At 65.0% G+C, this 21,185-nt stretch carries 23 protein-coding genes; 13 read left to right on the top strand and 10 right to left on the bottom strand.

What is annotated here, in order from left to right; all coding sequences use genetic code 11:
• Positions 1-105 precede the first annotated feature (105 nt).
• Together AC066S_RS29240 and AC066S_RS29235 are read right to left on the bottom strand one after the other, a co-directional pair.
• Positions 106-771 (bottom strand): invasion associated locus B family protein, encoded by a 666-nt coding sequence (locus tag AC066S_RS29240; protein WP_135170184.1) that lies wholly within the window; start codon positions 769-771, stop codon positions 106-108.
• A gap of 107 nt (positions 772-878) precedes the next feature.
• On the bottom strand, positions 879-1,718 hold the full coding sequence (locus tag AC066S_RS29235; RefSeq protein ID WP_478271259.1) for an SDR family oxidoreductase: 840 nt from the start codon (positions 1,716-1,718) through the stop codon (positions 879-881).
• A gap of 146 nt (positions 1,719-1,864) precedes the next feature.
• Here AC066S_RS29235 and AC066S_RS29230 point away from each other — a divergent pair, with 146 nt between their 5' ends.
• Positions 1,865-2,839 carry an NADPH:quinone oxidoreductase family protein gene (locus tag AC066S_RS29230; protein WP_126261362.1) on the top strand — a complete coding sequence of 325 codons (975 nt, stop codon included), beginning with the start codon at positions 1,865-1,867 and terminating at the stop codon, positions 2,837-2,839.
• 177 nt (positions 2,840-3,016) lie between these two features.
• Here AC066S_RS29230 and AC066S_RS29225 read toward each other — a convergent pair whose 3' ends face one another.
• Together AC066S_RS29225 and AC066S_RS29220 are read right to left on the bottom strand one after the other, a co-directional pair.
• Positions 3,017-3,403, bottom strand: coding sequence for a YkvA family protein (locus AC066S_RS29225; RefSeq protein WP_478271258.1), 387 nt, complete (start codon positions 3,401-3,403; stop codon positions 3,017-3,019).
• A 102-nt stretch (positions 3,404-3,505) separates the two neighbouring features.
• Positions 3,506-3,796 carry a 4a-hydroxytetrahydrobiopterin dehydratase gene (locus tag AC066S_RS29220; protein WP_126256776.1) on the bottom strand — a complete coding sequence of 97 codons (291 nt, stop codon included), beginning with the start codon at positions 3,794-3,796 and terminating at the stop codon, positions 3,506-3,508.
• A gap of 153 nt (positions 3,797-3,949) precedes the next feature.
• Here AC066S_RS29220 and AC066S_RS29215 point away from each other — a divergent pair, with 153 nt between their 5' ends.
• The 3 genes from AC066S_RS29215 to AC066S_RS29205 all read left to right on the top strand — a co-directional run bounded on the left by AC066S_RS29215 (position 3,950) and on the right by AC066S_RS29205 (position 7,944).
• Positions 3,950-5,395, top strand: a complete 1,446-nt coding sequence (locus tag AC066S_RS29215; RefSeq protein WP_126256777.1) for a TAXI family TRAP transporter solute-binding subunit — start codon at positions 3,950-3,952, stop codon at positions 5,393-5,395.
• A 188-nt stretch (positions 5,396-5,583) separates the two neighbouring features.
• Positions 5,584-7,125, top strand: coding sequence for an alkaline phosphatase D family protein (locus AC066S_RS29210; protein ID WP_478271257.1), 1,542 nt, complete (start codon positions 5,584-5,586; stop codon positions 7,123-7,125).
• Between the two features lie 105 nt (positions 7,126-7,230).
• Positions 7,231-7,944: a hypothetical protein gene (locus AC066S_RS29205; protein WP_478271256.1), complete on the top strand. Its 714-nt coding sequence runs from the start codon at positions 7,231-7,233 to the stop codon at positions 7,942-7,944.
• Positions 7,945-7,948: 4 nt separating this feature from the next.
• Here AC066S_RS29205 and AC066S_RS29200 read toward each other — a convergent pair whose 3' ends face one another.
• Entirely contained in the window at positions 7,949-8,329 is a 381-nt protein-coding gene (locus tag AC066S_RS29200) for a response regulator (protein WP_126257264.1), read from the bottom strand.
• A 175-nt stretch (positions 8,330-8,504) separates the two neighbouring features.
• Here AC066S_RS29200 and AC066S_RS29195 point away from each other — a divergent pair, with 175 nt between their 5' ends.
• The 7 genes from AC066S_RS29195 (at position 8,505) to AC066S_RS29165 (ending at position 15,513) form a co-directional block, all read left to right on the top strand.
• Positions 8,505-9,269, top strand: a complete 765-nt coding sequence (locus AC066S_RS29195; RefSeq protein ID WP_135170180.1) for a Crp/Fnr family transcriptional regulator — start codon at positions 8,505-8,507, stop codon at positions 9,267-9,269.
• A 76-nt stretch (positions 9,270-9,345) separates the two neighbouring features.
• The gene (locus tag AC066S_RS29190) at positions 9,346-10,062 is read left to right on the top strand and encodes a prolipoprotein diacylglyceryl transferase family protein (RefSeq protein ID WP_478271255.1); all 717 of its coding nucleotides are present in this window, start codon (positions 9,346-9,348) and stop codon (positions 10,060-10,062) included.
• Positions 10,043-11,488, top strand: a complete 1,446-nt coding sequence (locus tag AC066S_RS29185) for a radical SAM protein (RefSeq protein ID WP_478271254.1) — start codon at positions 10,043-10,045, stop codon at positions 11,486-11,488. The genes AC066S_RS29190 and AC066S_RS29185 overlap by 20 nt, the downstream gene beginning before the upstream one ends.
• Positions 11,485-11,703 (top strand): DUF308 domain-containing protein, encoded by a 219-nt coding sequence (locus AC066S_RS29180; protein WP_126256783.1) that lies wholly within the window; start codon positions 11,485-11,487, stop codon positions 11,701-11,703. Before AC066S_RS29185 ends, AC066S_RS29180 begins: the two co-directional genes overlap by 4 nt.
• On the top strand, positions 11,700-11,981 hold the full coding sequence (locus AC066S_RS29175) for a hypothetical protein (protein ID WP_126256784.1): 282 nt from the start codon (positions 11,700-11,702) through the stop codon (positions 11,979-11,981). Before AC066S_RS29180 ends, AC066S_RS29175 begins: the two co-directional genes overlap by 4 nt.
• A gap of 237 nt (positions 11,982-12,218) precedes the next feature.
• The gene (typA, locus tag AC066S_RS29170) at positions 12,219-14,045 is read left to right on the top strand and encodes a translational GTPase TypA (RefSeq protein WP_126256785.1); all 1,827 of its coding nucleotides are present in this window, start codon (positions 12,219-12,221) and stop codon (positions 14,043-14,045) included.
• Positions 14,046-14,265: 220 nt separating this feature from the next.
• Entirely contained in the window at positions 14,266-15,513 is a 1,248-nt protein-coding gene (locus tag AC066S_RS29165; protein WP_478271253.1) for a flavin monoamine oxidase family protein, read from the top strand.
• Positions 15,514-15,613: 100 nt separating this feature from the next.
• On the opposite strand, the gene AC066S_RS29160 is transcribed toward AC066S_RS29165, so the two are convergent.
• The 4 genes from AC066S_RS29160 to AC066S_RS29145 are packed head-to-tail and all read right to left on the bottom strand — an operon-like array spanning position 15,614 to position 18,712.
• Positions 15,614-16,021 (bottom strand): thiol-disulfide oxidoreductase DCC family protein, encoded by a 408-nt coding sequence (locus AC066S_RS29160; protein WP_478271252.1) that lies wholly within the window; start codon positions 16,019-16,021, stop codon positions 15,614-15,616.
• Positions 16,021-17,340 (bottom strand): SDR family oxidoreductase, encoded by a 1,320-nt coding sequence (locus AC066S_RS29155; protein ID WP_478271251.1) that lies wholly within the window; start codon positions 17,338-17,340, stop codon positions 16,021-16,023. Before AC066S_RS29155 ends, AC066S_RS29160 begins: the two co-directional genes overlap by 1 nt.
• An 8-nt stretch (positions 17,341-17,348) precedes the next feature.
• Positions 17,349-17,816 carry a DUF2269 family protein gene (locus tag AC066S_RS29150; RefSeq protein ID WP_478271250.1) on the bottom strand — a complete coding sequence of 156 codons (468 nt, stop codon included), beginning with the start codon at positions 17,814-17,816 and terminating at the stop codon, positions 17,349-17,351.
• Complete coding sequence (locus AC066S_RS29145; protein WP_135170175.1) at positions 17,813-18,712, bottom strand: dienelactone hydrolase family protein; 900 nt, start codon at positions 18,710-18,712, stop codon at positions 17,813-17,815. Before AC066S_RS29145 ends, AC066S_RS29150 begins: the two co-directional genes overlap by 4 nt.
• A gap of 266 nt (positions 18,713-18,978) precedes the next feature.
• Between AC066S_RS29145 and AC066S_RS29140 the strand changes: the two genes are divergently transcribed.
• A complete protein-coding gene (locus AC066S_RS29140; protein ID WP_126256791.1) occupies positions 18,979-19,488 on the top strand; it encodes a GNAT family N-acetyltransferase in 510 nt (169 codons plus the stop codon).
• A gap of 177 nt (positions 19,489-19,665) precedes the next feature.
• Entirely contained in the window at positions 19,666-20,205 is a 540-nt protein-coding gene (gene ppa, locus AC066S_RS29135; RefSeq protein ID WP_135170174.1) for an inorganic diphosphatase, read from the top strand.
• Positions 20,206-20,293: 88 nt separating this feature from the next.
• On the opposite strand, the gene folD is transcribed toward ppa, so the two are convergent.
• The gene (gene folD / locus AC066S_RS29130; protein WP_478271249.1) at positions 20,294-21,178 is read right to left on the bottom strand and encodes a bifunctional methylenetetrahydrofolate dehydrogenase/methenyltetrahydrofolate cyclohydrolase FolD; all 885 of its coding nucleotides are present in this window, start codon (positions 21,176-21,178) and stop codon (positions 20,294-20,296) included.
• Between the last annotated feature and the right edge of the window lie 7 nt (positions 21,179-21,185).

The raw sequence follows: 21,185 nt of genomic DNA, 5'->3' as shown, positions 1-21,185 counted from the left end.
CGGGTCAAGCCCGGCCATGACGACCGAAAATCTGGAACCGTCCCTATATAGCAACCGGACCGGCCGATTGCGACCTCATCGCCGGCAGCCTTAACGCCTGCGCCCTTACCGCTTGCAATCCTGCGCGATCTTGTCGAGTGCCTGGGCGAGGCCCTTCAGCGAGAACGTGTCGGTCGTCTCGGTGCCCTTGGCCGAGACACCCTTGACCACGAGCTCGGCGGATTTGCGCATGGCCTCGACCATCCGCTCCTCCTCGGCCGCGTTCTTGATCCAGAGGCCGTCGCCCTGCGTGTACATCGCGTAAGCAGCGCCGCCAACCTCCGCCGTCGATTCCGAGCCCGGCTTCAGCGCATAGCCTATCATCACCGAGACCTCGTTGTTCACTTTCTCGGCCGGCCGGGTCGAGACGAAGGCATAGGCGGGATCGCGCGGCCGATTCGGCGGATTGGTCTTCGACGACGACGGCTTGGCCAGCGCGAAGCAGACCTTCTTGCCGTTGGGCGTCGCCGAATAGGCTCCCCAGGTGCCGAACTGACCGATCAGGGTCGGCTCCGCGCCACCTGCAACTGCAGCGGTCGGGGCCGCCGGTTTGCTCTCAGGCTTTGCAGCCGACTTCCCATTCGTAGGGGCCGTTGGCGCCGCCGATTTCGGTGCCTCTTTTGGATTTGGCGCAGACTTGGGCGCCGGTTGCGCCGTCTGCGCCCGCGCAGAAACAGCGATTCCCCCGGCCGCCACGCCAGTCATCAAAGCTAAAATCAGCACCCGCCACATGCTGGAGTGGTTCCCTCAATATTGTGACTGGAAGATGGCCCGGCCGCGCTTTGTCCCCGGGGCAGGGATAGCCGGGAAAGTCCAATTTGGGAAGGCAGTTAGCGGTATCAGCCTTTGGATCGCGCGGCGCGCCGGGCGGCCCATTGCGCCTCGGTCCAGCCGAGCAAATCCTCGGCGCCGGAGCTGCGCAAATGCGCGCCACCGTCGATGACGACCATCTCGCCGTTGATGTAGGCAGCACGGTCCGAGACCAGGAAGCTGGCGAGATCGGTAAGCTCGCCGTGCTCTCCGGTGCGGCCCAGCGGATTGCGTGCAGTCCAGCCCTCGTCTCGGCCTTCGGGGCGGAGCTGCCCCGACCCGCCCGCGGTCGGGAACGGACCCGGCGCGATGGCGACAGTGCGGATGCCTTTGGGCCCCCATTCCACGGCAAGACTTTTGGTCATCGCCAGCAGCGCCGACTTCGCCATCGCCGACGGCACGGTGAAGGCCCGGCCGGTGATGGTCGAGGTCGAGAGGATCGAGAGCACGACCCCGCGATGCCTGGCCTCGATCCAGCGCCTGCCGGCCGCGAGCGTGCAATACATCGCGCCATGCAGCGTCGGCGCCAGGATCGCATCGGCCGCGCGGAACGACAGATGCTCGCTCTGCGCGATGAACGTCGCGGCAGCGTTGTTGACGAGGATATCGAGCGGCGCCTCGCGCCAGATCCGATCCATCATGTCATCGACCGCGCCACCGTCGCGGATGTCGCAGGCGATCGTCGTGACCGTGCCGCCAATGTCTTCCCGCATCCGGTGCGCTGTTGCGTCCAGCCGGTCGAGCTTGCGGCCGCAAATGACGAGCTCGGCGCCAAGCGTGAGGAAACGTCGTCCCATCGCGGCGCCAAGGCCCGAGCCGCCGCCGGTGACGAGGACGCGCTTGTCCCTGAGCAGGCCTGTTTCAAACATCGTTTGAATCCTCGCTGTTTTCACGCAGTCCTGCGAGGATAGGACTTCGAGCTGTCTGAGACAAAGAATCCGGATTGTCCGGCCGCGCTAAATCCGGCAGAAACGTGCCAACTATAATTCCACTCGAAACGCCCTCAGGTGCCGCCATGAAAGCCATCCTCTGCTCGCAATATTGTCAGCCCGACGATCTCGTGCTCGCTGAGGTGCCGGATCCGGTGGCGGGCCCCGGCGAAGCGGTGATCGCGATCAAGGCCGCGGCGCTGAACTTCTTCGACATCCTGATGATTCAGGGCAAGTACCAGATCAAGCCGCCGTTCCCGTTCTCGCCGGCCGCGGAAGTCGCGGGCGTGATCGAGAGCGTCGGCGCTGGCGTCACCGATCTGAAAGTCGGCGATCGCGTCGTCGCCTCCTGCGGCCACAACGGCGCACGCGAGAAGATCGCGCTACCGGCGGCATCCATCGTGAAGATTCCCGACAATCTCGATTACGACCGCGCGGCCGGCATCATCATCATCTACGGCACCGCGCTGCATGCGCTGGAGGATCGCGCCAGCCCGAAGCCGGGCGAGACGCTCGCGGTGCTGGGTGCGGCCGGCGGCACCGGCCTTGCCGCCTGCGAGCTCGGCAAGCTGATGGGATTGAAGGTGATCGCCTGCGCCTCGTCGGACGAGAAGCTCGAATTCGCCAAGGCGCATGGCGCCGAGCTGACGCTGAATTACGCCAAGGAAGATCTGAAGGAAGGCCTGCGCAAGCTCACGGGCGGCAAGGGCGTCGACATCATCTTCGATCCGGTCGGCGGTGCTTACGCCGAGCAGGCGCTGCGCTCGATCGCGTGGGAAGGCCGCTTCCTCGTCATCGGCTTTGCCGCCGGCGACATTCCGAAGATGCCGCTGAATCTCGCGCTGCTGAAGGGCTGCGACATCCGCGGCGTGTTCTGGGGCGCCTGGACCCGGCTCAACCCGGCCAAGAACCGCGCCAACCTCGAGAAGCTCGTGAAGTGGACGGCGGAAGGAAAGATTTCATCGCATGTCGATCGCACCTTCCCGCTGGCCCAGACCGCGGACGCGTTGAAAGTGCTGGCGGGACGCCAGGCCATGGGCAAGGTGATCCTGCATCCGTGAGGATGTCGTGGCGAATGGTGTCGCGACGCCATCGCCACAAACCCAACTGTCATCGCCCGCGAAGGCGGGCGATCCAGTATTCCGAGACAATTGCGATTGGCCGATAGGCCGCGGCGTACTGGATGCCCCGGTCAAGCCGGGGCATGACAGCGGAATGTGTGGATGTATCGGCGTTGGCTACGCCGCTTCTTCCGCCCCCTCATCCACCCCACGCTTCAGCGCGGCGCGCGCGGCTTCGCGGTGCTCATTCGTGATGTGGCCGGCGACCATGCGGATGGCGGTGGCGAGCACGGCGGCGTCATCGGCGAAGCCGAGGATCGGCATCACGTCGGTGACGAAGTCGAACGGCAGGATGAAATAGGCGATCGCACCAAGCAGCGAGGCCTGGACGTGGCGCGGGGTCTGCCGGTCGAACGCGCAGTAATAAGCGGCCAGCAGGTCTTCGGCGAACGGCAGATGCGCGGCGACGCGCTTCAGCTTGCGCCAAAAGCGGCGGCGAACGCTCTCGCGATCCTCCGCGAGCCGATCGGCCGGCTCGAAACCGACGCTGTGTTCGGCAGCCATGTTCGATAAACTCCCCGTTCAGCCCCCGGGCGGCGGACCGCCGCATCCGGGCTGATCACAAGATGGGGATGTAGCCGATCGCTGCAAGACGTCGGCAAGGTCTCAGCCCGCGATCGCGTTCATCGCCTTGGCCAGCGCGACGTCGAGCGCCGTGACGCCGCCGGCGTCGTGGGTCGACAGCACCACCTCCACCGTCTTGTAAACGTTGCGCCATTCGGGGTGGTGATCCATCTTCTCGGCAACCAGCGCGGCGCGGGTCATGAAACCGAATGCCTCGTTGAAATCCTTGAAGATAAAGGTCTTCGCGATGGCATCCCGGTCCTGAACCTCGCTCCAGCCCGGAAGTCCGCCGAGCGCCTGCTTGCGCGCCTCCGCCGAGAGCCGTTCTGCCATGGTCGTCTCCATCCTTCAGGGGAACTTTACCCTAACACCGTGCGTACGGCCCGGGTTCATACGGGGATTTGCGACATCCGCTAACCATGACGGAGATGTAACCCCGCCGGACAAGAAATTTGCTACAATTGCGGGCGTAAATCGCCGGCCGAGATGAAACTGAGCCTCAAGCGCCTGTCTGGGAGATCGATGACCGGGGGACTGGACCTGGCCGAAGCGCCCCCTCCGCCTTCGCCGCGATCTGCGGCGCGGAAGACGGCCCTGGCGTCTCTCGCATTCGTGCTTGCGATCGTCGGCGCGCTCGCCGGCGGCTATTACTTCGCGATGCGGCCGGTGACGCTGAAGATCGCGGTCGGCCCGGCCAACAGCGATGACGTCAAGGTCGTGCAGACACTGACGCAGGCCTTCAGCCAGAGCAAGGGCCAGGTGCGGCTGCGGCCGATCCAGACCGACGGCGCCACGGCCAGCGCCAATGCGCTCGCCGAAGGCAAGGTCGATCTCGCCATCGTGCGCGGCGACCTCGATGTGCCCAAGAACGCGCAAGCGGTCGCGACCCTGCGCAAGAACGTCGTCGTGCTGTGGTCCGTCCCGGGCAAAGGCAAGAAGCGGGGCGCGAAGATCACCAGGATCTCGCAGCTCGCCGGCCATCGCGTCGGCGTGGTCGGCCGCACCCAGGCCAACGTCAATCTGCTCAAGGTGATCCTGCAGCAATACGGCGTCGATGCCGCCAAGGTCGAGATCGTGCAATTCCCCGCCAACGAGGTGGCCGAGGCGATCAAGGCCCAGAAAGCCGACGTCTATCTGGCGGCAGGCCCCGTCAACAGCAAGATCACGGCGGATGCGATCGCCGCCTCCACCAAGGATTTCGGCGCGCCCAGCTTCATTGCGATCGATTCGGCGGATGCGATCGCGCAGAACCATCCGGTCTACGAAGCGTCCGAGATTCCCGCGGGCACCTATGGCGGCTCGCCTGCTCGCCCGGAGGACGAGGTCAAGACCATCAGCTTTTCGCACCATATCGTGGCGCGCAAGGGCGTGTCCGAAACCACCATCGCGGCGTTCACGCGCCAGCTGTTCGCCGTGCGCCAGCAATTGGTGACCGAATTCCCGCTCGCAGCCAAGATCGAAACGCCCGATACCGACAAGGATGCGGTGATCCCGGTGCATCCCGGCGCCGCCGCCTTTGTCGACGGCGAGGAAAAGACCTTCCTCGACAAATACAGCGACTACATCTGGTGGAGCCTGATGGCGCTCTCGGCCATGGGCTCGATCGGCGCCTGGTTCGCGGGCTACCTGAAGAAGGACGAGCGCGACAGCAACAATCATCAGCGCGAACGTCTGCTCGACATGATCGCGGCAGCGCGCAAGTGCGAGACGACCGAAGAGCTCGACCAGATGCAGACCGAGGCTGACGAGATCCTGCGCGACACGCTGCGCTGCTATGACCACGGCGCGATCGAGGAAGGCGCACTCACCGCCTTCAACATCGCGCTCGACCAGTTCCACTCTGCAGTCGCCGACCGCAAGGCGTTGCTGATGAGCCTGCCGCAGAACCTGCAGCGCGCCGGCGCACAGTTCAGGGCCGCCGGCAACGCGTAGACGCTTGCCGGCGTAATGGCTGCGTCACATTGTCTCAATATAGCTCCCACTGTCATTCCGGAGCGATGCGCCAGCATCGAATCCGGAATCTCGAGATTCCCCGGTGCGCAATTGCGCACCTGCGGTCTGGTGCTGGCGCACCATCCCGGAATGACAGCGAAAGCTGCGCCAGTCAGCGAGCCATCTTCATGAACATCAAATTCTCCCGCCGCCGCTTCCTCGCCACCGGCGCGGGTGCGCTCGGCACCATCGCGATGCCTTATCTATCGCGCGCGGCCGATCGGCCGCCGGTCACTCACGGCGTACAGTCGGGCGACGTCACGGTCGATGGCGGCGTGGTGTGGGCGCGCACCGACCGGCCCGCGCAGATGCTGGTCGAGGTGGCGACGACCGATACGTTCAGGGATGCCCGTGCGCTGCCGCCGATCGCGGCGCTCCCCGAGAGCGACTTCACCGCAAAGATGCTGATCGAGAACCTGCCGGGCGGCCAGGACATCTTTTACCGCGTCCGCTTCCGCGATCTCTCGCACAGCGCGGTCGAGGGCGAGGCGGTCGTCGGCCGTTTCCGCACCGCGCCGGCCGACCGCCGCGACGTCAGCTTCGTCTGGGGTGGAGACGTCGCCGGCCAGGGCTGGGGCATCAACCCTGATGACGGCGGCATGTTCACCTTCTCGGCGATGCGCAAGCACCGGCCGGACTTCTTCCTGCATTCCGGCGACACCATCTACGCCGACGGCCCGATTGCATCCGAGGTGAAGCTCGCCGACGGCAAGATCTGGAAGAACGTCACCATTCCCGAGAAGGCCAAGGTCGCCGAGACGCTGGACGAGTACCGCGCCGCGCACAAATACAATCTCACCGACGACAATCTGCGCGCCTTCAATGCCGAGGTGCCGATCTTCGTGCAGTGGGACGACCACGAAGTGACCAACAATTGGTCGGCCTCGAAAGAGCTGCCGGGGACCTACAAGGAGCGCGACATCGCGCTGCTCGCCGCGCGCGGCGCGCGCGCCTTCCACGAGATGTATCCGCTGCGCGAAAGCATCAATGAGCCCGGCCGGGTTTATCGCCAGATCTCCTACGGCCCGCATCTCGACGTGTTCATGCTCGACGAGCGCAGCTATCGCGGCGCGAACGGCCCCAACCTCGAAACCGCATACGGCCCCGCGAGCTATTTCCTCGGCCCGGATCAGATTGCCTGGCTGAAGCGCGGTCTGCTCAATTCGCGCGCGACCTGGAAGGTGATCGCCTCCGACATGCCGCTCAGTCTCGTCGTATCAGACGGGCCGAAGGGCGGCTCGGAGGCCGTCGCGCAAGGCGACGGTCCGGTGCGCGGCCGCGAGTTCGAGATCGCCGACATCCTGCGCTTCATCAAGATGGCGCCGATCAGCAACACGGTGTGGCTGACCGCCGACGTGCACTACGCCGCCGCGCATTATTACGATCCGAACAAGGCGCAATTCCAGGAGTTCGAGCCGTTCTGGGAATTCGTCTCGGGCCCGCTGCATGCCGGCACGTTCGGTCCGGCCGCGCTCGACAACACCTTTGGACCCGAGGTGCGCTTCGTCAAGGCGCCGGGCAAGAACAGCCAGAATCTGCCGCCCTCCGCAGGCATGCAGTTCTTCGGTCACGTCAAGATCGACGGCGCCTCCGGCCAGATGATTGTGACCTTGCGCGACCGCGCCGATGTGGCGTTGTGGTCGACCACACTCGACCCGAAGCTCGCGTAGGGGTCATAGAAGCCGGATGGCGATGAACCGTCCGGCCGGCCCGGACGACTATTGCAGGCCCGTGCATTTTCACGCCCGAGGCCGTCCCGCCCTTCGAGTTGACCCGTGCTGTGCAGCCGTCGAAGCCTTGTCATCGTACTCCTGCTGAGCGCAGCATCCCCCACATGGGCGCAGCCTGAGGACAGGGCCAGGCTGGTCCGCGAAGCCTTCGCATCGCCTTACGGCCAGGCGCTGACCGCCGAGCTGGGCAAAGCGTTGCGGGCGAGCGCCGATCCCGCGTGCCTGACGGAGAAGGGGCTCGCGGCCGATCAGCTCGAGCTGCGCGGCCGCGACATCATCATTTCATGGGGCACGCGCATGTTCGAGAGCACGGGCGCTCTCATCGACCGGCAAAATGCCGCCAATCCGTTTCCCGGCGCAGCCGAGCGGGAACGCCTCGAACGCAATGCTGACGTCAGACGATTTCTCGCAATCGAACAGCCGATGCGGCAGGCTAAGATCCTCGATCTGATCTTCGAGCATTTCGATCGCTACGTCTTGATCAGCCGGAGCAAGCTCGGCACGGTCTCGCCTGTCGCGACCGGCAACAAGGAATTGCTCGATCGCAATCCGACGGAAGCGACCGAAGACGCGCTGGAGAAATTCGTCGCGAAGTCTAAATCGTCCGCGCTGGAGCGCTTCCTGCGATTGTCGGAGCAAGCTGCGCTCGCCCAGCGAGCCGCGATCAGCAAGACGTCAGTACCGCCACCGCTTCCCCACACGTATTTCCGAGGCATCGAGAAGGACCTCGCCGAACTCTGCATCGGCTCCAGCAAATAAGACGTCATGAACCGCGCGTCCGCAAAGCTGCCTCCAGCGCATCGCTCGAACACGGCTTCTGCAACCGTGGCTGGCCGGAGAATTCCGGCGGAATGCGCGCTTCGGCACCATAGCCGGTGACGAACACAAACGGGATCTTCAGGGCGAGAAGCCGTTCGGCGACCGCAAAGCTCGTCTCGCGGATCAGCTCGACATCGAGCAGCGCGAAGTCGGGCGCACGCTGCGCAACGGCGCTCAGCGCCTGAGCCACCGACCCGACCGTTCGCACGCTTGTCACGCCGAATCCAAGCAGGCGATCCTCGAAATCGATCGCGATGATGGGGTCGTCTTCGACAATCAGGACGTCGGCCGGCCAGCCTGTGCCATCGCGAACTACGGGTATCATGATCAGATCTGGGGCGTGGGGTTTTGGCTCAGGACTGCCGCGACACGATGCCTTGCGCGCAGCGCGGTGGGTTCCCGGAACGAAACCCACCACATCGCCGTTCTCCAGTCTGTCCACTTGTGCACGCAGGAACGGTACGGAACTCGCTAAGGTCCGAGGAGGAAGGGAGTTCACGATGGATGCGCGCATCAACAAGACCACCGAGGTGGAGAGCCGGCCGGCCAACAATCTGCTGAGGCGTTTGAGCCAAGCCGACTACGCACTGCTCGCAGCTCACGTCTCCGTCGAGGACTGCGCGGCAAGCGAGCTGCTCTACAATCCCGGCGACGACGTCCAGGTCGTCCACTTCCCCTGCGGACCGGCGCTCGCGACCTTTCTCGTTCCCAACGAGGACGGCCGCGACGTCGAAACCATCCTGGTCGGCCGCGAAGGCGCGGTGGGCGGTATCGTCAGCGAGGGATACCTGCCGGCCTATACCCGGATTTGCGTGAAATTCGGCGGGCCAATCGCGCGCGTTCATGTCGCCAAGCTGGAGGCGGCCAAGCTGCGCTCGGCGTCGCTGCGCAACATCTTTGCCCGCTATGCCGATTGCCTGCTGGCGCAGATCTTCCAGTCGACCGCCTGCAACGCGATCCATTCGATCGAGCAGCGGACCGCCAAATGGATCCTGGCAGCGATGGAGCGGACCGGTGACGAGAGCAGCGTGCCGCTGACCCACGAGCAGCTCGCCACGCTGCTCGGCGTCGGCCGCTCCTATGCCAGCCGCGTGCTTCAATCGTTCAAGGCAGAACGGATCCTCGACACGCGGCGCGGCTCGATCCTGGTCCGCAACCGCGACGGCCTGAAGCTTCGCGCCTGCCTGTGCAACGACGCGGTGAAGATGCACTTCGAAGAGGTGCTGCGCGGCGTCTATCCGACCGAGGAGCGGGAGGCGGGGTAGCGGGCCCTTGCTTTCCCCGCGCAAGACGCGCGGGTGCACTATCCCGCGCTGCCGGAACTTGGCTAGTATCCCCGGCATGAGCGGGGCTTTGCTTCACACCGTCTTCGACGTCTTGGCGTGGCTGGGCGCGGCCGCGGCCGCCTACGGGCTGGCGCGACAGGGTTTGCGGTTTCCGGCGCAATCCTTCGCGCTGCCCTACATCGCCGCGCTGGTGTTTGGCGCGGGCCTCGGCGCCTATCTGTTCGGCTCCGCCAATCTGTGGCTGTCGGGTCAGAGCGGCATCGCGCGCTCGGTCGAGGGCGCGCTGGCCGGCGGCATCGTGGCGATCGAGCTCTACAAATGGACGGCCGGCATCAGCTTCCGCACCGGCGCGCGGTTCGCGCTGCCGCTGGCCGTCGGCATCGCGATCGGCCGGCTCGGCTGCTATTTCGCGGGCCTCGACGACTTCACCTATGGCACGCCGACCACGCTGCCTTTCAGCCATGATTTCGGCGACGGCGTTCTGCGCCATCCGGTCCAGCTCTACGAGAGCGCGGCCATGGCCGTGTTCGCGGTCGCCTATGTGCTGGCGGTCTTGAACCGGAACGCGTTTGTGATCACCAATGGTTTCTACCTGGCGCTCGCCTATTATGGCGCGCAACGCTTCCTGTGGGAATTCCTCAAGCCCTACGGCACGCTGATCGGCCCCTTCACCCTGTTTCACCTGCTGTCGCTGTCCATCCTGCTCTACGCCGGCGTCATGCTGGCGACGGCGCCCAAAGCGAGACCCCTGCATGAACGCGCCGTTGCGTAAGTCGCGTCCCTATATCTTCTGGGGCCAGACCCAATCTCTCTGCGAAACCTGCCTGAAGCTGGTGCCGGCCAAGATCCAGATCCTGGACAACGAGGTCTGGTACGAAAAGCGCTGCAAGGAGCACGGCGTCCAGTCCACGCTGGTGTCTACCGATGCCGCCTATTGGCGCTTGTGCAAGGACTTCATCAAGCCCGGCGACCGGCCGCTGCAATTCCAGCAGCGCACCGAATTCGGCTGCCCCTATGATTGCGGGCTCTGCTCCGATCATGAGCAGCATTCCTGCCTGGCGCTGATCGAGATCACCGAGCACTGCAACCTGACCTGCCCGGTCTGCTTCGCGGAATCCTCGCCGGCAAGAACGAAATTCACCCCGCTCGCAACCATCGAGAAGATGCTGGACGCGCTGGTCGCAAGCGAGGGCGAGCCCGATCTCGTGCAGATCTCCGGCGGCGAGCCGACGCTGCATCCGGATTTCTTCAAGATCCTGGACGCGGTGCGCGCCCGTCCGATCCGCCACGTCATGATCAACACCAACGGCCTGCGCATCGCGCGCGAAAAGGATTTCGTGGCGCGGCTCGCCGAGAACAAGCGCGGGCTGGAGGTCTATCTCCAGTTCGATTCGCTGCAGCGCGAAGCGCTGATCGATCTGCGCGGCGCGGATTTGCGCAGGATCCGTCAGCAGGCGCTGGAAAATCTCGAGCATTTCGGCGTGTCGACCACGCTGGTCGCGACCATCAAGCGCGGCGTCAACGATGCCGAGATCGGCGACATCGTCCGCCACGCGCTCACCTGGAAATGCGTGCGCGGCGTCACGCTGCAGCCGGTGCAGGACGCCGGCCGCAACGAGAATTTCGATGGCAAGACCGACCGCATCATGCTGTCGGAGATCCGCAAGCGCGTGATCGAGTCCGGCGTGTTCGGCGACAAGGACATGATCCCGCTGCCCTGCAATCCCGAAAGCATCTCGATCGGCTACGGCCTGCGCAACGGCGAGAAGGTGCTGCCGCTGACCTCGCTGATCCCGCAGGAGCAGCTGGTTGCGGTGATGCCCAACACGATCAGCCCGGAGAAATATCCGATGCTGCGGGAAAAATTCGTCGATCTGTTCTCGCTGTCATCGGGTCCGCTCAACACGTCGGAACGGGTCTGCGAACTGCTGTGCTGCCTGCCGAGCTTTCAGGTGCCGGAAGGGCTGTCCTACGAGAACGTGTTCCGCGTCACCATCGTGCAGTTCCTCGATCGCTTCAATTTCTGCGTCGGCAACGTCAAGCGCAGCTGCATCCATTTCGTGACCGAGCAGGGCGCGATCATTCCGTTCGACACCTACAATCTGTTCTACCGCAACGGCAAGATCGACGGCATCCGCGCGGCGCTGGCCGGCGAAACCTATCGGGAGGCCAGCCGGCGCGAGGAGGTGCCGCGATGAGCGACACGCTCTCTCCCGGGCCGCAGCCACGGAGCGGATGCGCCACAGCTTTCATGGTCATGTTCGGGGTGCTCCTGCTGCTGCCCGGTTTCTGCGCCCTGATTTTCGCCGTCGACTCACATTTCGACAGCCGCTTCATGCCGGTCCTCCTCCTCGGATTGCTGACGGCATTCGCCGGGGTCATGCTGATCAGAGCCGCGAGAAAGAGATCATGAGCGATTCCAGCCACACCCCACCGGAAGTGCCTGCGCAGAACCAGCACCAGCGCAGCGGCTGCGCGACCGCGCTGATGGCGATCGCCGGGATCTTCATGCTGCTGCCGGGGCTCTGCGCGCTCCTGTTCGGCGGAATGTCGGTGGTCGACGGTGGCCGGATCCCTTCCGATATCGCCTCGCTGGTCTTCTTGGGACTGGTCATCGGCATCGGAGGCGTCGTCATGATCTGGGCGGCCATCGTGGGGCGAAAGGCCCCGCCGGCCCGGAACGATAGCTAAGCCCCGGAGATTCCCGGGCAAAATTCAGTCAACCAAGGCCCAAAGAACGCATTGTTTTTTGGCGGTTTTTGCATATATTGCGCCGCAACGCGTAGGGTGCCCGGTCCAGATGGCCGGGCTTCCTTTTTGGGCGGAAAGCGCCCGTTTCCAGTCTTCCAGCGTTGTTTCGAGAAGAGGTCCCGGTCTGACCGGCGAGATCGCGCTTAACCCATTGTTCGACCGCAAAGAAGCTCACTCATGAATCTTCGTAACGTCGCCATCATCGCCCACGTCGACCACGGCAAGACGACCCTGGTCGACAAACTCCTCCAGCAGTCCGGCACGTTCCGCGAGAACCAGAAGGTGACGGATCGCGCCATGGACTCCAACGACCTGGAGCGCGAGCGCGGCATCACCATCCTGGCCAAGGCGGCCTCGGTGCAGTGGAAGGACACCCGCATCAACATCGTCGACACCCCCGGCCACGCCGATTTCGGCGGCGAGGTCGAGCGCATCCTGAACATGGTGGACGGCGCCCTGGTGCTGGTCGACGCCGCCGAGGGCCCGCTGCCGCAGACCAAGTTCGTGGTCTCCAAGGCGCTCAAGGTCGGCCTGAAGCCGATCGTCGTCATCAACAAGGTCGACCGCCCCGACGCGCGCCCGACCGAGGTCATCAACGAGGTGTTCGACCTGTTCGCGGCGCTCGATGCCAGCGAGGAGCAGCTCGACTTCCCGATCCTCTACGGGTCGGCCAAGCAGGGCTGGATGGCCGACAGCCCGGAAGGTCCGAAGGACAAGGGCATGGAGCCGCTGTTCGACCTGATCTTGCGCCACGTCGCGCCGCCGACGGTCGAGGAAGGTCCGTTCAGGATGATCGGCACCATCCTGGAAGCCAATCCCTATCTCGGCCGCATCATCACCGGCCGCATCTCGTCCGGCGTGCTCAAGCCGAACCAGCAGGTCAAGGTGCTGAACGCCGAGGGCAAGCTGGTCGAGTCCGGACGCATCACCAAGATCCTGGCCTTCCGCGGCCTCGAGCGCACGCCGCTCGATGAAGCCGAAGCCGGCGACATCGTCGCCATTGCCGGCCTTACCAAGGGCACCGTCGCCGACACCTTCTGCGATCCGACCGTCGAGGTGCCGCTGCCGGCGCAGCCGATCGATCCGCCGACCGTGTCGATGTCCTTCATCGTCAACAACTCCCCGCTCGCCGGCACCGAAGGCGACAAGGTGACGAGCCGCATGATCCGCGACCGTCTGCTGCGCGAGGCCGAAGGCAATGTCGCGCTGCGCGTGGTCGAGGCCGCGGACAAGGACGCGATGGAAGTCTCGGGCCGCGGCGAATTGCAGCTCGCGATCCTGATCGAGACCATGCGCCGCGAGGGCTTCGAGCTCTCGGTGTCGCGCCCGCGCGTCGTGTTCCAGAAGGACGAGGCCACCGGCGCCACCCTGGAGCCGATCGAGGAGGTCGTGATCGACGTCGACGAGGAGCATTCCGGCGTCGTCGTGCAGAAGATGAGCGAGCGCAAGTCCGAGCTGATCGAGATGAAGCCCTCGGGCGGCAACCGCCAGCGCCTGGTGTTCTACGCGCCGACCCGCGGCCTGATCGGTTACCAGGGCGAATTGCTCACCGATACCCGCGGCACCGCGATCATGAACCGCCTGTTCCACGGCTACGCGCCGTACAAGGGCGAGATCCAGGGCCGCCGCAACGGCGTGCTGATCTCGAACGACCAGGGCGAAGCGGTGGCTTACGCCATGTTCAAGCTGGAAGATCGCGGCCCGATGATGATCGAGCCGGGCTGGAAGGTCTACAAAGGCATGATCGTCGGCGAGCACACCCGCGACAACGATCTCGAGATCAACGTGCTCAAGGGCAAGCAGCTCACCAACATCCGCACGACCTCGAAGGACGAAGCCGTGCGCCTGACCCCGCCGATCCGCATGACGCTGGAGAAGGCGCTCGCCTATATCGAGGACGACGAGCTCGTCGAGGTCACCCCGAAGTCGATCCGACTGCGCAAGAAGCACCTCGATCCGAACGAGCGCAAGCGCGCGGAAAAGGCCAAGGAAGCGGTGGCGTAAGGCTGCCGCAACCCGTGCCGTAGGGTGGGCAAAGCGACAGCGTGCCCACCACTATCCTGACGGCCGAGATGGTGGGCACGGCGCAAAGGCGCCTTTGCCCACCCTACGAAACTGCCCCGTGCCCCGGCAGCCGCGCAAAGGCGCTGCAGCGCGTCCGGGACACAAGACCTGCGTATTTGGCCGGCTTCAGCACCCTTCCCGAACGTGCTAGAGCCCGCCCATGAGCTCCCTCCCCTCTTCCGTCGACGTCGCGATCATCGGCGCCGGTGCCGCCGGCCTCGGCGCGGCGCATGCGCTGGCGGGCTCCGGCCTCTCGGCGATCGTGCTGGAGGCGCGTGACAGGCTCGGCGGCCGGGCCTGGACGGTGCAGGCCTCGCCCGAGGTCACCTTCGACGTCGGCTGCGGCTGGCTGCACTCCGCCGACAAGAACTCCTTCGTCGCGATCGCAAAGCAGCTTGGCTTCGAGCTCAACAAGGACCTGCCGCCCTGGCGCGAGCGCGCCTATGGCAACGCGTTTCCGCCAAGCGAGCGCGACGATTTCATGCGCGCCATGGACGCATTCTACGAGCGCCTCTGGCAGGCCGCGCAGAAGGGCAAGGACGAGCCCGCGAGCCTGAGCCTTGAAGTGGGCAATCGCTGGAACCCGATGATCGACGCGGTCTCGACCTACGTCAACGGCTGCGAGCTCAAGGACATGTCCACGCTGGACTGGGACGCCTATGAGGACACGGACCTGAACTGGCGCGTCCGCCGCGGCTATGGCGCGCTTGTTTCGGCCTATGGCGCGCCCTGCCCGGTGGCCCTGAATTGCAACGTCACCCTGATCGATCATTCCGGCAAGCGCATCCGCATCGAGACATCGCAGGGCACGCTGACCGCGGACAAGGCGATCGTCACCGTGCCGACCAACCTGATCGCCGATGAGACGTTGCGCTTTTCACCGCCGTTGCCGTCCAAGGTCGACGCAGCAGCCGGCCTGCCGCTCGGCGTCGACGACAAGGTGACGCTGGCGCTCGAGGACGCCGAAGCTTTTCCGAAGGAAGCCAATCTGCGCGGCGCCACCATGCGCACGGACATGGGCACCTACCACATCCGCCCGTTCGGCCAGCCCTGCATCGAAGGCTTTTTCGGCGGCAGCTTTGCCCGCGCCCTGGAAGATGCCGGCGAAGGTGCCATCGCCGCGCAAGCCATCAACGAGATCGCGGGCTTTCTCGGCAACGATATCAGGCGCAAGCTGAAGCCGCTGTACGAGTCGCGCTGGGCGCGCGATCCGTTCGCACGGGGATCGTATTCGCACGCCCTGCCCGGCCACGCCGGCGACCGTGCCGTGCTGGCCGCGCCGGTGGACGGGCGGCTGTTCTTTGCCGGCGAGGCGACGTCGCCGAGCTTCTTCACGACGGCGCATGGCGCGCGGGACAGCGGGGAGCGGGCGGGCAAGGAAGTACTGGCGGCTGCGGGGCAGCTTTAGTCGCAGACTCCGTCATTGCAAGCGCAGCGAAGCAATCCAGAAGCTTTCCGCGGAGGCAATCTGGATTGCTTCGTCGCAAGAGCTCCTCGCAATGACGCGGCTACTCGATCACCCGCGCGCGCAAATCAGCATCAGGAACGAAGCACGCATCGTACTTGCCGAAGATGCGATAGCGATTGCGCGCGACGAGGCTGTAGACGAAGTCGCGCAGCGGCTTCGGCACCGCGAAAAGCACCCGCACCCAGCGCCAGCCAGGAAGCTGCGACAGCACCGTCAGTGCGGCGTCGGACTTCATGAACACTTCGCCGCCGTGGACGACCGCGTTGGTGTCGGGATCAGCGGGGTCGATGCCGAATGTGCGTGCGAGCCGGGCGCCATAGTCGGACTGGATCTGCGTGAAGCGAAACCGCTTCCCGGTGTCGCGCTTGGCCACGAAGCGGACCCAGCGCGAGCAGAAGATGCAGACGCCGTCGAACAGGATCACGTCATCGTCCGGCCATTTGCTCATCAGCGATTATCCAGCAACAGGAGGCCGACCAGCATCAGCACGATCGCCGGACCGGTCTTGACCAGCGCGCCGAGCGGCTCGATCCAGAGATCGGGCGTCAGGACCGCCGCGCCGACCATATAGCCGAGCGAAGCGACGATGCCCGCGACGAGCCCGATCGCCGCCGTGCGGCGGAAGGCGATCAGCACGCCGATGCTCATGTCCATCAGGCTGGTACCGACAGTGATGGGATCGACCAGGGCCGGCGGAAAATTGTGCGCGGTCAGGATACCGGCGGCGGCGCGATAGGACACGAACAGCGCGATGAAGCCGGAGACGAGCCAGAACGCGACCAGGCTCGCGAGGATCAGGGCCTTGACCAGGATCAGGCGCGCGAACCATTTGTCCTGGATGGTGGCGGGATGGCGGCCGATCGTCTCGGCAAGCGTCTTCGGAGTGATACCGGTGGCGGTGATCCAGGCTGAGGGATCGCCTCGCACGCCACGGCGCAGTTCGGCGATGGCGGTGGAGCGCATCGGCGGCATCCAGCCGAGATAGCTGGCGAGATCGCCGATCCTGGCGCCGAGATCGAGCAGCGCCGCAGGCATCGCGATGCGCGGCCAGCCGGACGTCCCGAACGCATGCCGGAAATGTTTGATGACCTCGGCCATCGCGACCGGCTCGGATTGCATCAGATCCCAGTCTACCGCTTTCACCGAGACATCGTCGATGTCACGCGTGGTGAGCCAGGCGATGGTGGCGGCAATGTCCTCCACCGCGACGGGCTGGAACGGCGTTGCCATCTCCCTGCCCGGCAGATCGAGCGGGAAGGCCGCGAGCGCGCGGAGCATGGCGCTGCCGCCATAGGCTGCAGGCGCGATGACGAAGCCGGGCCGCAAGATTGCATGGGGAATGCCGGACGCCGCGATCAGCCGCTCGGCCTCACGCTTGGTCGCCGCAAACGCGGTGCGGTCAGCCTCCGCGGTCCCAGGAATTGAGATGTGCACCAGGCGGATCGCACGACCGCTGTCGCCGATTGCCTGAAGCAGCCGCGCGACGAAATCGCGATGCACGGCACCGGTGTCGCTGCCGGGGCCGTCCTGGAGCACGCCGAGGCAATTCACGACGACATCGACGGCATGTTCGCGCAGGCACCGCGCCAGAGCCGCAGCATCGAGCGAGAGGATGGGCAGTTCGATGTCGAGCACGCTCATCCTCTGTGCCGGCGACAGGCTGCGCGCCACGCCGACCACGCGGAATCCTCGCGTACGCAGATCATCGGTGACGAAGCGGCCGATCAGGCCGGAGGCGCCGAGCACCAAAATGGTTCGCTGATTCATCGGAATCCTCAGAACGGTTTTGCGATCATCAGCCAGAGAATGAGCATCGTCGCGCCGAAGCCGGGGAAGCCGAATGCGAACCAGCGCCGGAACAGCACGAAATAGCGCTGCGGCAGCGCACTGCGCTGCGCGGCGGCCTTGCGCGCGAGGTCGCGCATCTCGATCTGCATGAACACGACGGGGATCCAGAACAGGCCGGCGACGGCGTAAAGGGCGAGCGAGGCGAGCAGCCAGTGCTCCGTGATCGGCGTCGCCGAGAACATCATCAGCATGCCGCCCGTGACCGGCTGGAGGAGCACGGCCGACAGCGTGAAGATCGTATCCGCGACCACCACCACCGAGGCAGTGCGCGCGATGAACGCCACGTCGCTGGTGCGATGCGCCATCAGCATGAAGAAGGCGATGCCGGTGCCTGTGCCGAGGATGACGATGGCGCCGAGCACATGCAGAAATTTGACCAGGACATAAAGCGTCATGGCTTCTTGGTCGCCTTTGGCCCGCCCGGGTTCAGCGCCCGCGCGAGATCGCCGCTTGCGGCTTTGACACCGGCCTCGCTCTCGATCGACCAATGCCCCTCGCTGCCGAGCGCCGGCAGGATGCGAAATTCGATCTTGCCGCCGCCGCTGCGAAACGCGTCAGCCAGGCTCTTCGAAAATGCCGGCGCGAAGTAGCTGTCATTGCCCGCAACGAGCCATGTGACGGGGATACGCGCGCCCTTGCCGAACTCCGCCGCGGCAGCAAGAAGCGCATGGGGCGCGCAGATCCGGTTCGGCTCATCATTGGCATGGCCGCCGCGCCCCGGCGCAAGCACTGTGATGGCGGAGATCGTCTTCGGGTCGGCATTGGCGAGCGCCAGCGCGCCCCAGCCGCCGGCGGAATGGCCGATTACGATGGCGGCCTCCTTGCGAATGAAATCCTGCTTTCGCAAATGGTCCAGCGCGAGCCGGATTTGCTCGGCCGTTGCACGGCCCGAACGCGCATAATCGGCCTCGTCACATCCGCCCTGATCCTCGACATAGCGGCCGCCGGTCGCACCGTGGCCGAGCCGCTCCGGCACCAGCACGGCATAACCGCGCGCGACGAGATAGGCGGCAAGCGGACGGTATTCCGGCTGCGGCATTTGCGCACGACGCAAGCCGTTCTGCGTCGAGGCGTGCGCGATGACCGCAAGCCGGAACGGACCTGCGCCGGCGGGGCGAAACAGCACGGCATGAGCAGCAATGCCGGTATCCAGCGACGGCACAAGCCATTTCTGTCGGCGAAGCGGTTCACCCTCTTCGCCCGACGGGCCAAACGTGACCTGAGCGCACACAGGCGCCGCGGTCAGCAAGGCCAGCAGAGGCAGGAGCGCGATGATGTTGAGGAGCCGCATGAATGGCCGAGGGCGACACGGAAAGCGACCGTCACACTAGTCGGAACGAATCACCCTGGGCGGACTTTTTGCGCTGCCATTGTCGTTCATTCATTGCCGCAGAACGAGTTTTGCACCGACGCACGGCATGCCGACGCCGTTTGAGTCGGCGTCTTGTCTTTTTTCGGCACAACAGGGGCAAGATACTGATGCACAAAGTCCACACGTTAACCGATAATTAACGATAGGTCTTGCCGCCGAGGCGGCGACTTGGTTTGATTGTGTCCATGAGCACAACCCTGATCGAGGTCCGGCCGGCCAAAGCTGCAGATGCAACTGCGGTGGCGTCCACTCATGACGAAGCCTGGCGCTCCGCCTATCAGGGCATCATTCCCGGCGCCGAGCTGGAAAAGCTGATCAACCGCCGCGGCCCGCAATGGTGGGACAGTGCGATCCGCAAGGGCAGCCGCGTCAGCGTGCTGGTGTTCGGCGACAAGATCGCGGGTTACGCGAATTACGGTCGCAACCGCGCTCGCAGCCTGCATTTCGACGGCGAGATCTACGAGATTTATCTGCGCCCGGAATTCCAGGGCCTCGGCTTCGGCCGTCGCCTGTTCGCCGCCGCCCGCCGCGACCTGATGCAAAGCGGGCTGAAGAGCATGGTGGTGTGGGCGCTCTCGGACAACGATCCGGCGACCGAGTTTTACCGGGCGCTCGGGGGCCGTATGGTGGCGCGCTCGTCGGAGCGTTTCGGGCCGAAGGCGCTCGACAAAGTTGCCTTCGCTTGGACCAATTGAGCTGCTGAAAGCAGAAGCGGCAGCGTTTCCCGTCCGTCGATACCGTTGCCTTTGAGCCGGTGATTTCCGGATTCATTATTTCACAAGAACGCGATGGATCAGCGGGCCAAGCCCGCGTATGACAGCGCCAAAATCGCTGCCGGGCGCGATTTATCCTCGGCAACAACGGAGCCTTGAATGCGTATTGATGCGGTCTCGATCGGAAAGAACGTCCCCCACGACGTCAATGTCATCATCGAGGTCCCCGTGGGCGGCGAACCGATCAAATACGAGATGGACAAGGAGGCCGGCACGCTGGTGGTCGATCGCTTCCTTTACACGCCGATGCGTTACCCCGGTAACTACGGCTTCATCCCGCACACCTTGTCGGATGACGGCGACCCCTGCGACGTCCTGATCGTCAACACCCGCGCCATCATTCCCGGCGCCGTCATGAGCGTGCGCCCGGTCGGCGTGCTGTTCATGGAGGACGAAGCCGGCGGCGACGAGAAGATTCTGGCGGTGCCGTCGTCGAAGCTCACTCAGCGCTACGACAAGGTGAAGTCTTACTCCGACCTGCCGGACATCACGCTGCAGCAGATCCAGCACTTCTTCGAGCACTACAAGGATCTCGAGAAGGGCAAATGGGTGAAGATCCTGCGCTGGGGCGGCCCGGAGGAAGCGCACAAGCTGATCCTCGAAGGCATGGACCGCGAGAAGAAGAAGAAGGGGGCGTAGTCGTCGTTCCGGGGCGCCTCGAAGAGGCGAACCCGGAACCTCGAGATTCCGGGTTCGGCTCTGCGAGCCGCCCCGGAATGACGTTCAGCTACACCGCCGGCTTCGGCAGCCCCGCGATCGCGCAGGCCGCACGCAGCGTATTCACCAGCAGGCAGGCCACCGTCATCTGACCGACGCCGCCCGGCACCGGCGTGATCGCGCCGGCCACCCCAAGCGCTTCCTGATAGGCGACGTCGCCGACGAGGCGCGTCTTGCCGTCCTCCTTCGGGATGCGATTGATGCCGACATCGATCACGGTTGCGCCCGGCTTCAGCCAGTCGCCGCGCACCATCTCGGGCCTGCCGACCGCGGCATAGACGAGATCTGCCTGCTTCACCAGCCCGGGCAAGTCGCGCGAGCGCGAATGCGCGATCGTCACCGTGGCGTTCTCGTTCAGCAGCAATTGCACCAGCGGACGACCGACCAGATTGGAGCGGCCGATGACGATCGCGTTCATGCCTTCCAGCGAAGCGTGCACGCTTTTGGTCAGGATGATGCAGCCGAGCGGCGTGCACGGCGACAGTGCCTGGAATCCGCCGGCGAGCCGGCCGGCATTGTTCGGATGCAGGCCGTCGACGTCCTTGGCGGGGTCGATGGCGTTGATGACGGCTTCCGTGTTCAGCCCCTTCGGCAGCGGCAGCTGCACCAGAATGCCATGCACGGCAGGATCGCGGTTGAGCTTTGCGACCAGCGCCAGGAGGTCTGCCTGCGAGACGTCGGCCGGCAGCTTGTGCTCGAAGGAGGCCATGCCGGCGGCCTGGGTCTGGGTGTGCTTGGAGCGGACATAGACCTCGCTGGCGGGATCGTTGCCGACCAGAACCACCGCAAGGCCCGGCACCAGATTGTGCTCGCGCTTGACCCGGGCGACCTCGTCGGCGACGCGGGCCCGAAGCTCCGCGGCGATGACTTTTCCATCGATGATCTTGGCAGTCATGTCAGTT

Source organism: Bradyrhizobium sp. CFUWI (assembly GCF_056429085.1).
The sequence above is the reverse complement of the archived record's forward strand: the minus strand, read 5'-3'. Positions and strand labels throughout refer to the sequence as shown.

What these genes read in the sequence shown, in the direction of transcription:
- AC066S_RS29230 (WP_126261362.1), top strand. Translation starts at nt 1,865, where the DNA reads ATGAAAGCCATCCTCTGCTCGCAATATTGTCAGCCCGACGATCTCGTG.
- ppa (WP_135170174.1), top strand. Translation starts at nt 19,666, where the DNA reads ATGCGTATTGATGCGGTCTCGATCGGAAAGAACGTCCCCCACGACGTC.
- AC066S_RS29185 (WP_478271254.1), top strand. Translation starts at nt 10,043, where the DNA reads ATGAACGCGCCGTTGCGTAAGTCGCGTCCCTATATCTTCTGGGGCCAG.
- AC066S_RS29155 (WP_478271251.1), bottom strand. Translation starts at nt 17,340, where the DNA reads ATGAATCAGCGAACCATTTTGGTGCTCGGCGCCTCCGGCCTGATCGGC.
- AC066S_RS29235 (WP_478271259.1), bottom strand. Translation starts at nt 1,718, where the DNA reads ATGTTTGAAACAGGCCTGCTCAGGGACAAGCGCGTCCTCGTCACCGGC.
- typA (WP_126256785.1), top strand. Translation starts at nt 12,219, where the DNA reads ATGAATCTTCGTAACGTCGCCATCATCGCCCACGTCGACCACGGCAAG.
- AC066S_RS29210 (WP_478271257.1), top strand. Translation starts at nt 5,584, where the DNA reads ATGAACATCAAATTCTCCCGCCGCCGCTTCCTCGCCACCGGCGCGGGT.
- AC066S_RS29175 (WP_126256784.1), top strand. Translation starts at nt 11,700, where the DNA reads ATGAGCGATTCCAGCCACACCCCACCGGAAGTGCCTGCGCAGAACCAG.
- AC066S_RS29190 (WP_478271255.1), top strand. Translation starts at nt 9,346, where the DNA reads ATGAGCGGGGCTTTGCTTCACACCGTCTTCGACGTCTTGGCGTGGCTG.
- AC066S_RS29240 (WP_135170184.1), bottom strand. Translation starts at nt 771, where the DNA reads ATGTGGCGGGTGCTGATTTTAGCTTTGATGACTGGCGTGGCGGCCGGG.
- AC066S_RS29165 (WP_478271253.1), top strand. Translation starts at nt 14,266, where the DNA reads ATGAGCTCCCTCCCCTCTTCCGTCGACGTCGCGATCATCGGCGCCGGT.
- AC066S_RS29180 (WP_126256783.1), top strand. Translation starts at nt 11,485, where the DNA reads ATGAGCGACACGCTCTCTCCCGGGCCGCAGCCACGGAGCGGATGCGCC.
- AC066S_RS29150 (WP_478271250.1), bottom strand. Translation starts at nt 17,816, where the DNA reads ATGACGCTTTATGTCCTGGTCAAATTTCTGCATGTGCTCGGCGCCATC.
- AC066S_RS29220 (WP_126256776.1), bottom strand. Translation starts at nt 3,796, where the DNA reads ATGGCAGAACGGCTCTCGGCGGAGGCGCGCAAGCAGGCGCTCGGCGGA.
- folD (WP_478271249.1), bottom strand. Translation starts at nt 21,178, where the DNA reads ATGACTGCCAAGATCATCGATGGAAAAGTCATCGCCGCGGAGCTTCGG.
- AC066S_RS29160 (WP_478271252.1), bottom strand. Translation starts at nt 16,021, where the DNA reads ATGAGCAAATGGCCGGACGATGACGTGATCCTGTTCGACGGCGTCTGC.
- AC066S_RS29195 (WP_135170180.1), top strand. Translation starts at nt 8,505, where the DNA reads ATGGATGCGCGCATCAACAAGACCACCGAGGTGGAGAGCCGGCCGGCC.
- AC066S_RS29200 (WP_126257264.1), bottom strand. Translation starts at nt 8,329, where the DNA reads ATGATACCCGTAGTTCGCGATGGCACAGGCTGGCCGGCCGACGTCCTG.
- AC066S_RS29145 (WP_135170175.1), bottom strand. Translation starts at nt 18,712, where the DNA reads ATGCGGCTCCTCAACATCATCGCGCTCCTGCCTCTGCTGGCCTTGCTG.
- AC066S_RS29225 (WP_478271258.1), bottom strand. Translation starts at nt 3,403, where the DNA reads ATGGCTGCCGAACACAGCGTCGGTTTCGAGCCGGCCGATCGGCTCGCG.
- AC066S_RS29140 (WP_126256791.1), top strand. Translation starts at nt 18,979, where the DNA reads ATGAGCACAACCCTGATCGAGGTCCGGCCGGCCAAAGCTGCAGATGCA.
- AC066S_RS29215 (WP_126256777.1), top strand. Translation starts at nt 3,950, where the DNA reads ATGAAACTGAGCCTCAAGCGCCTGTCTGGGAGATCGATGACCGGGGGA.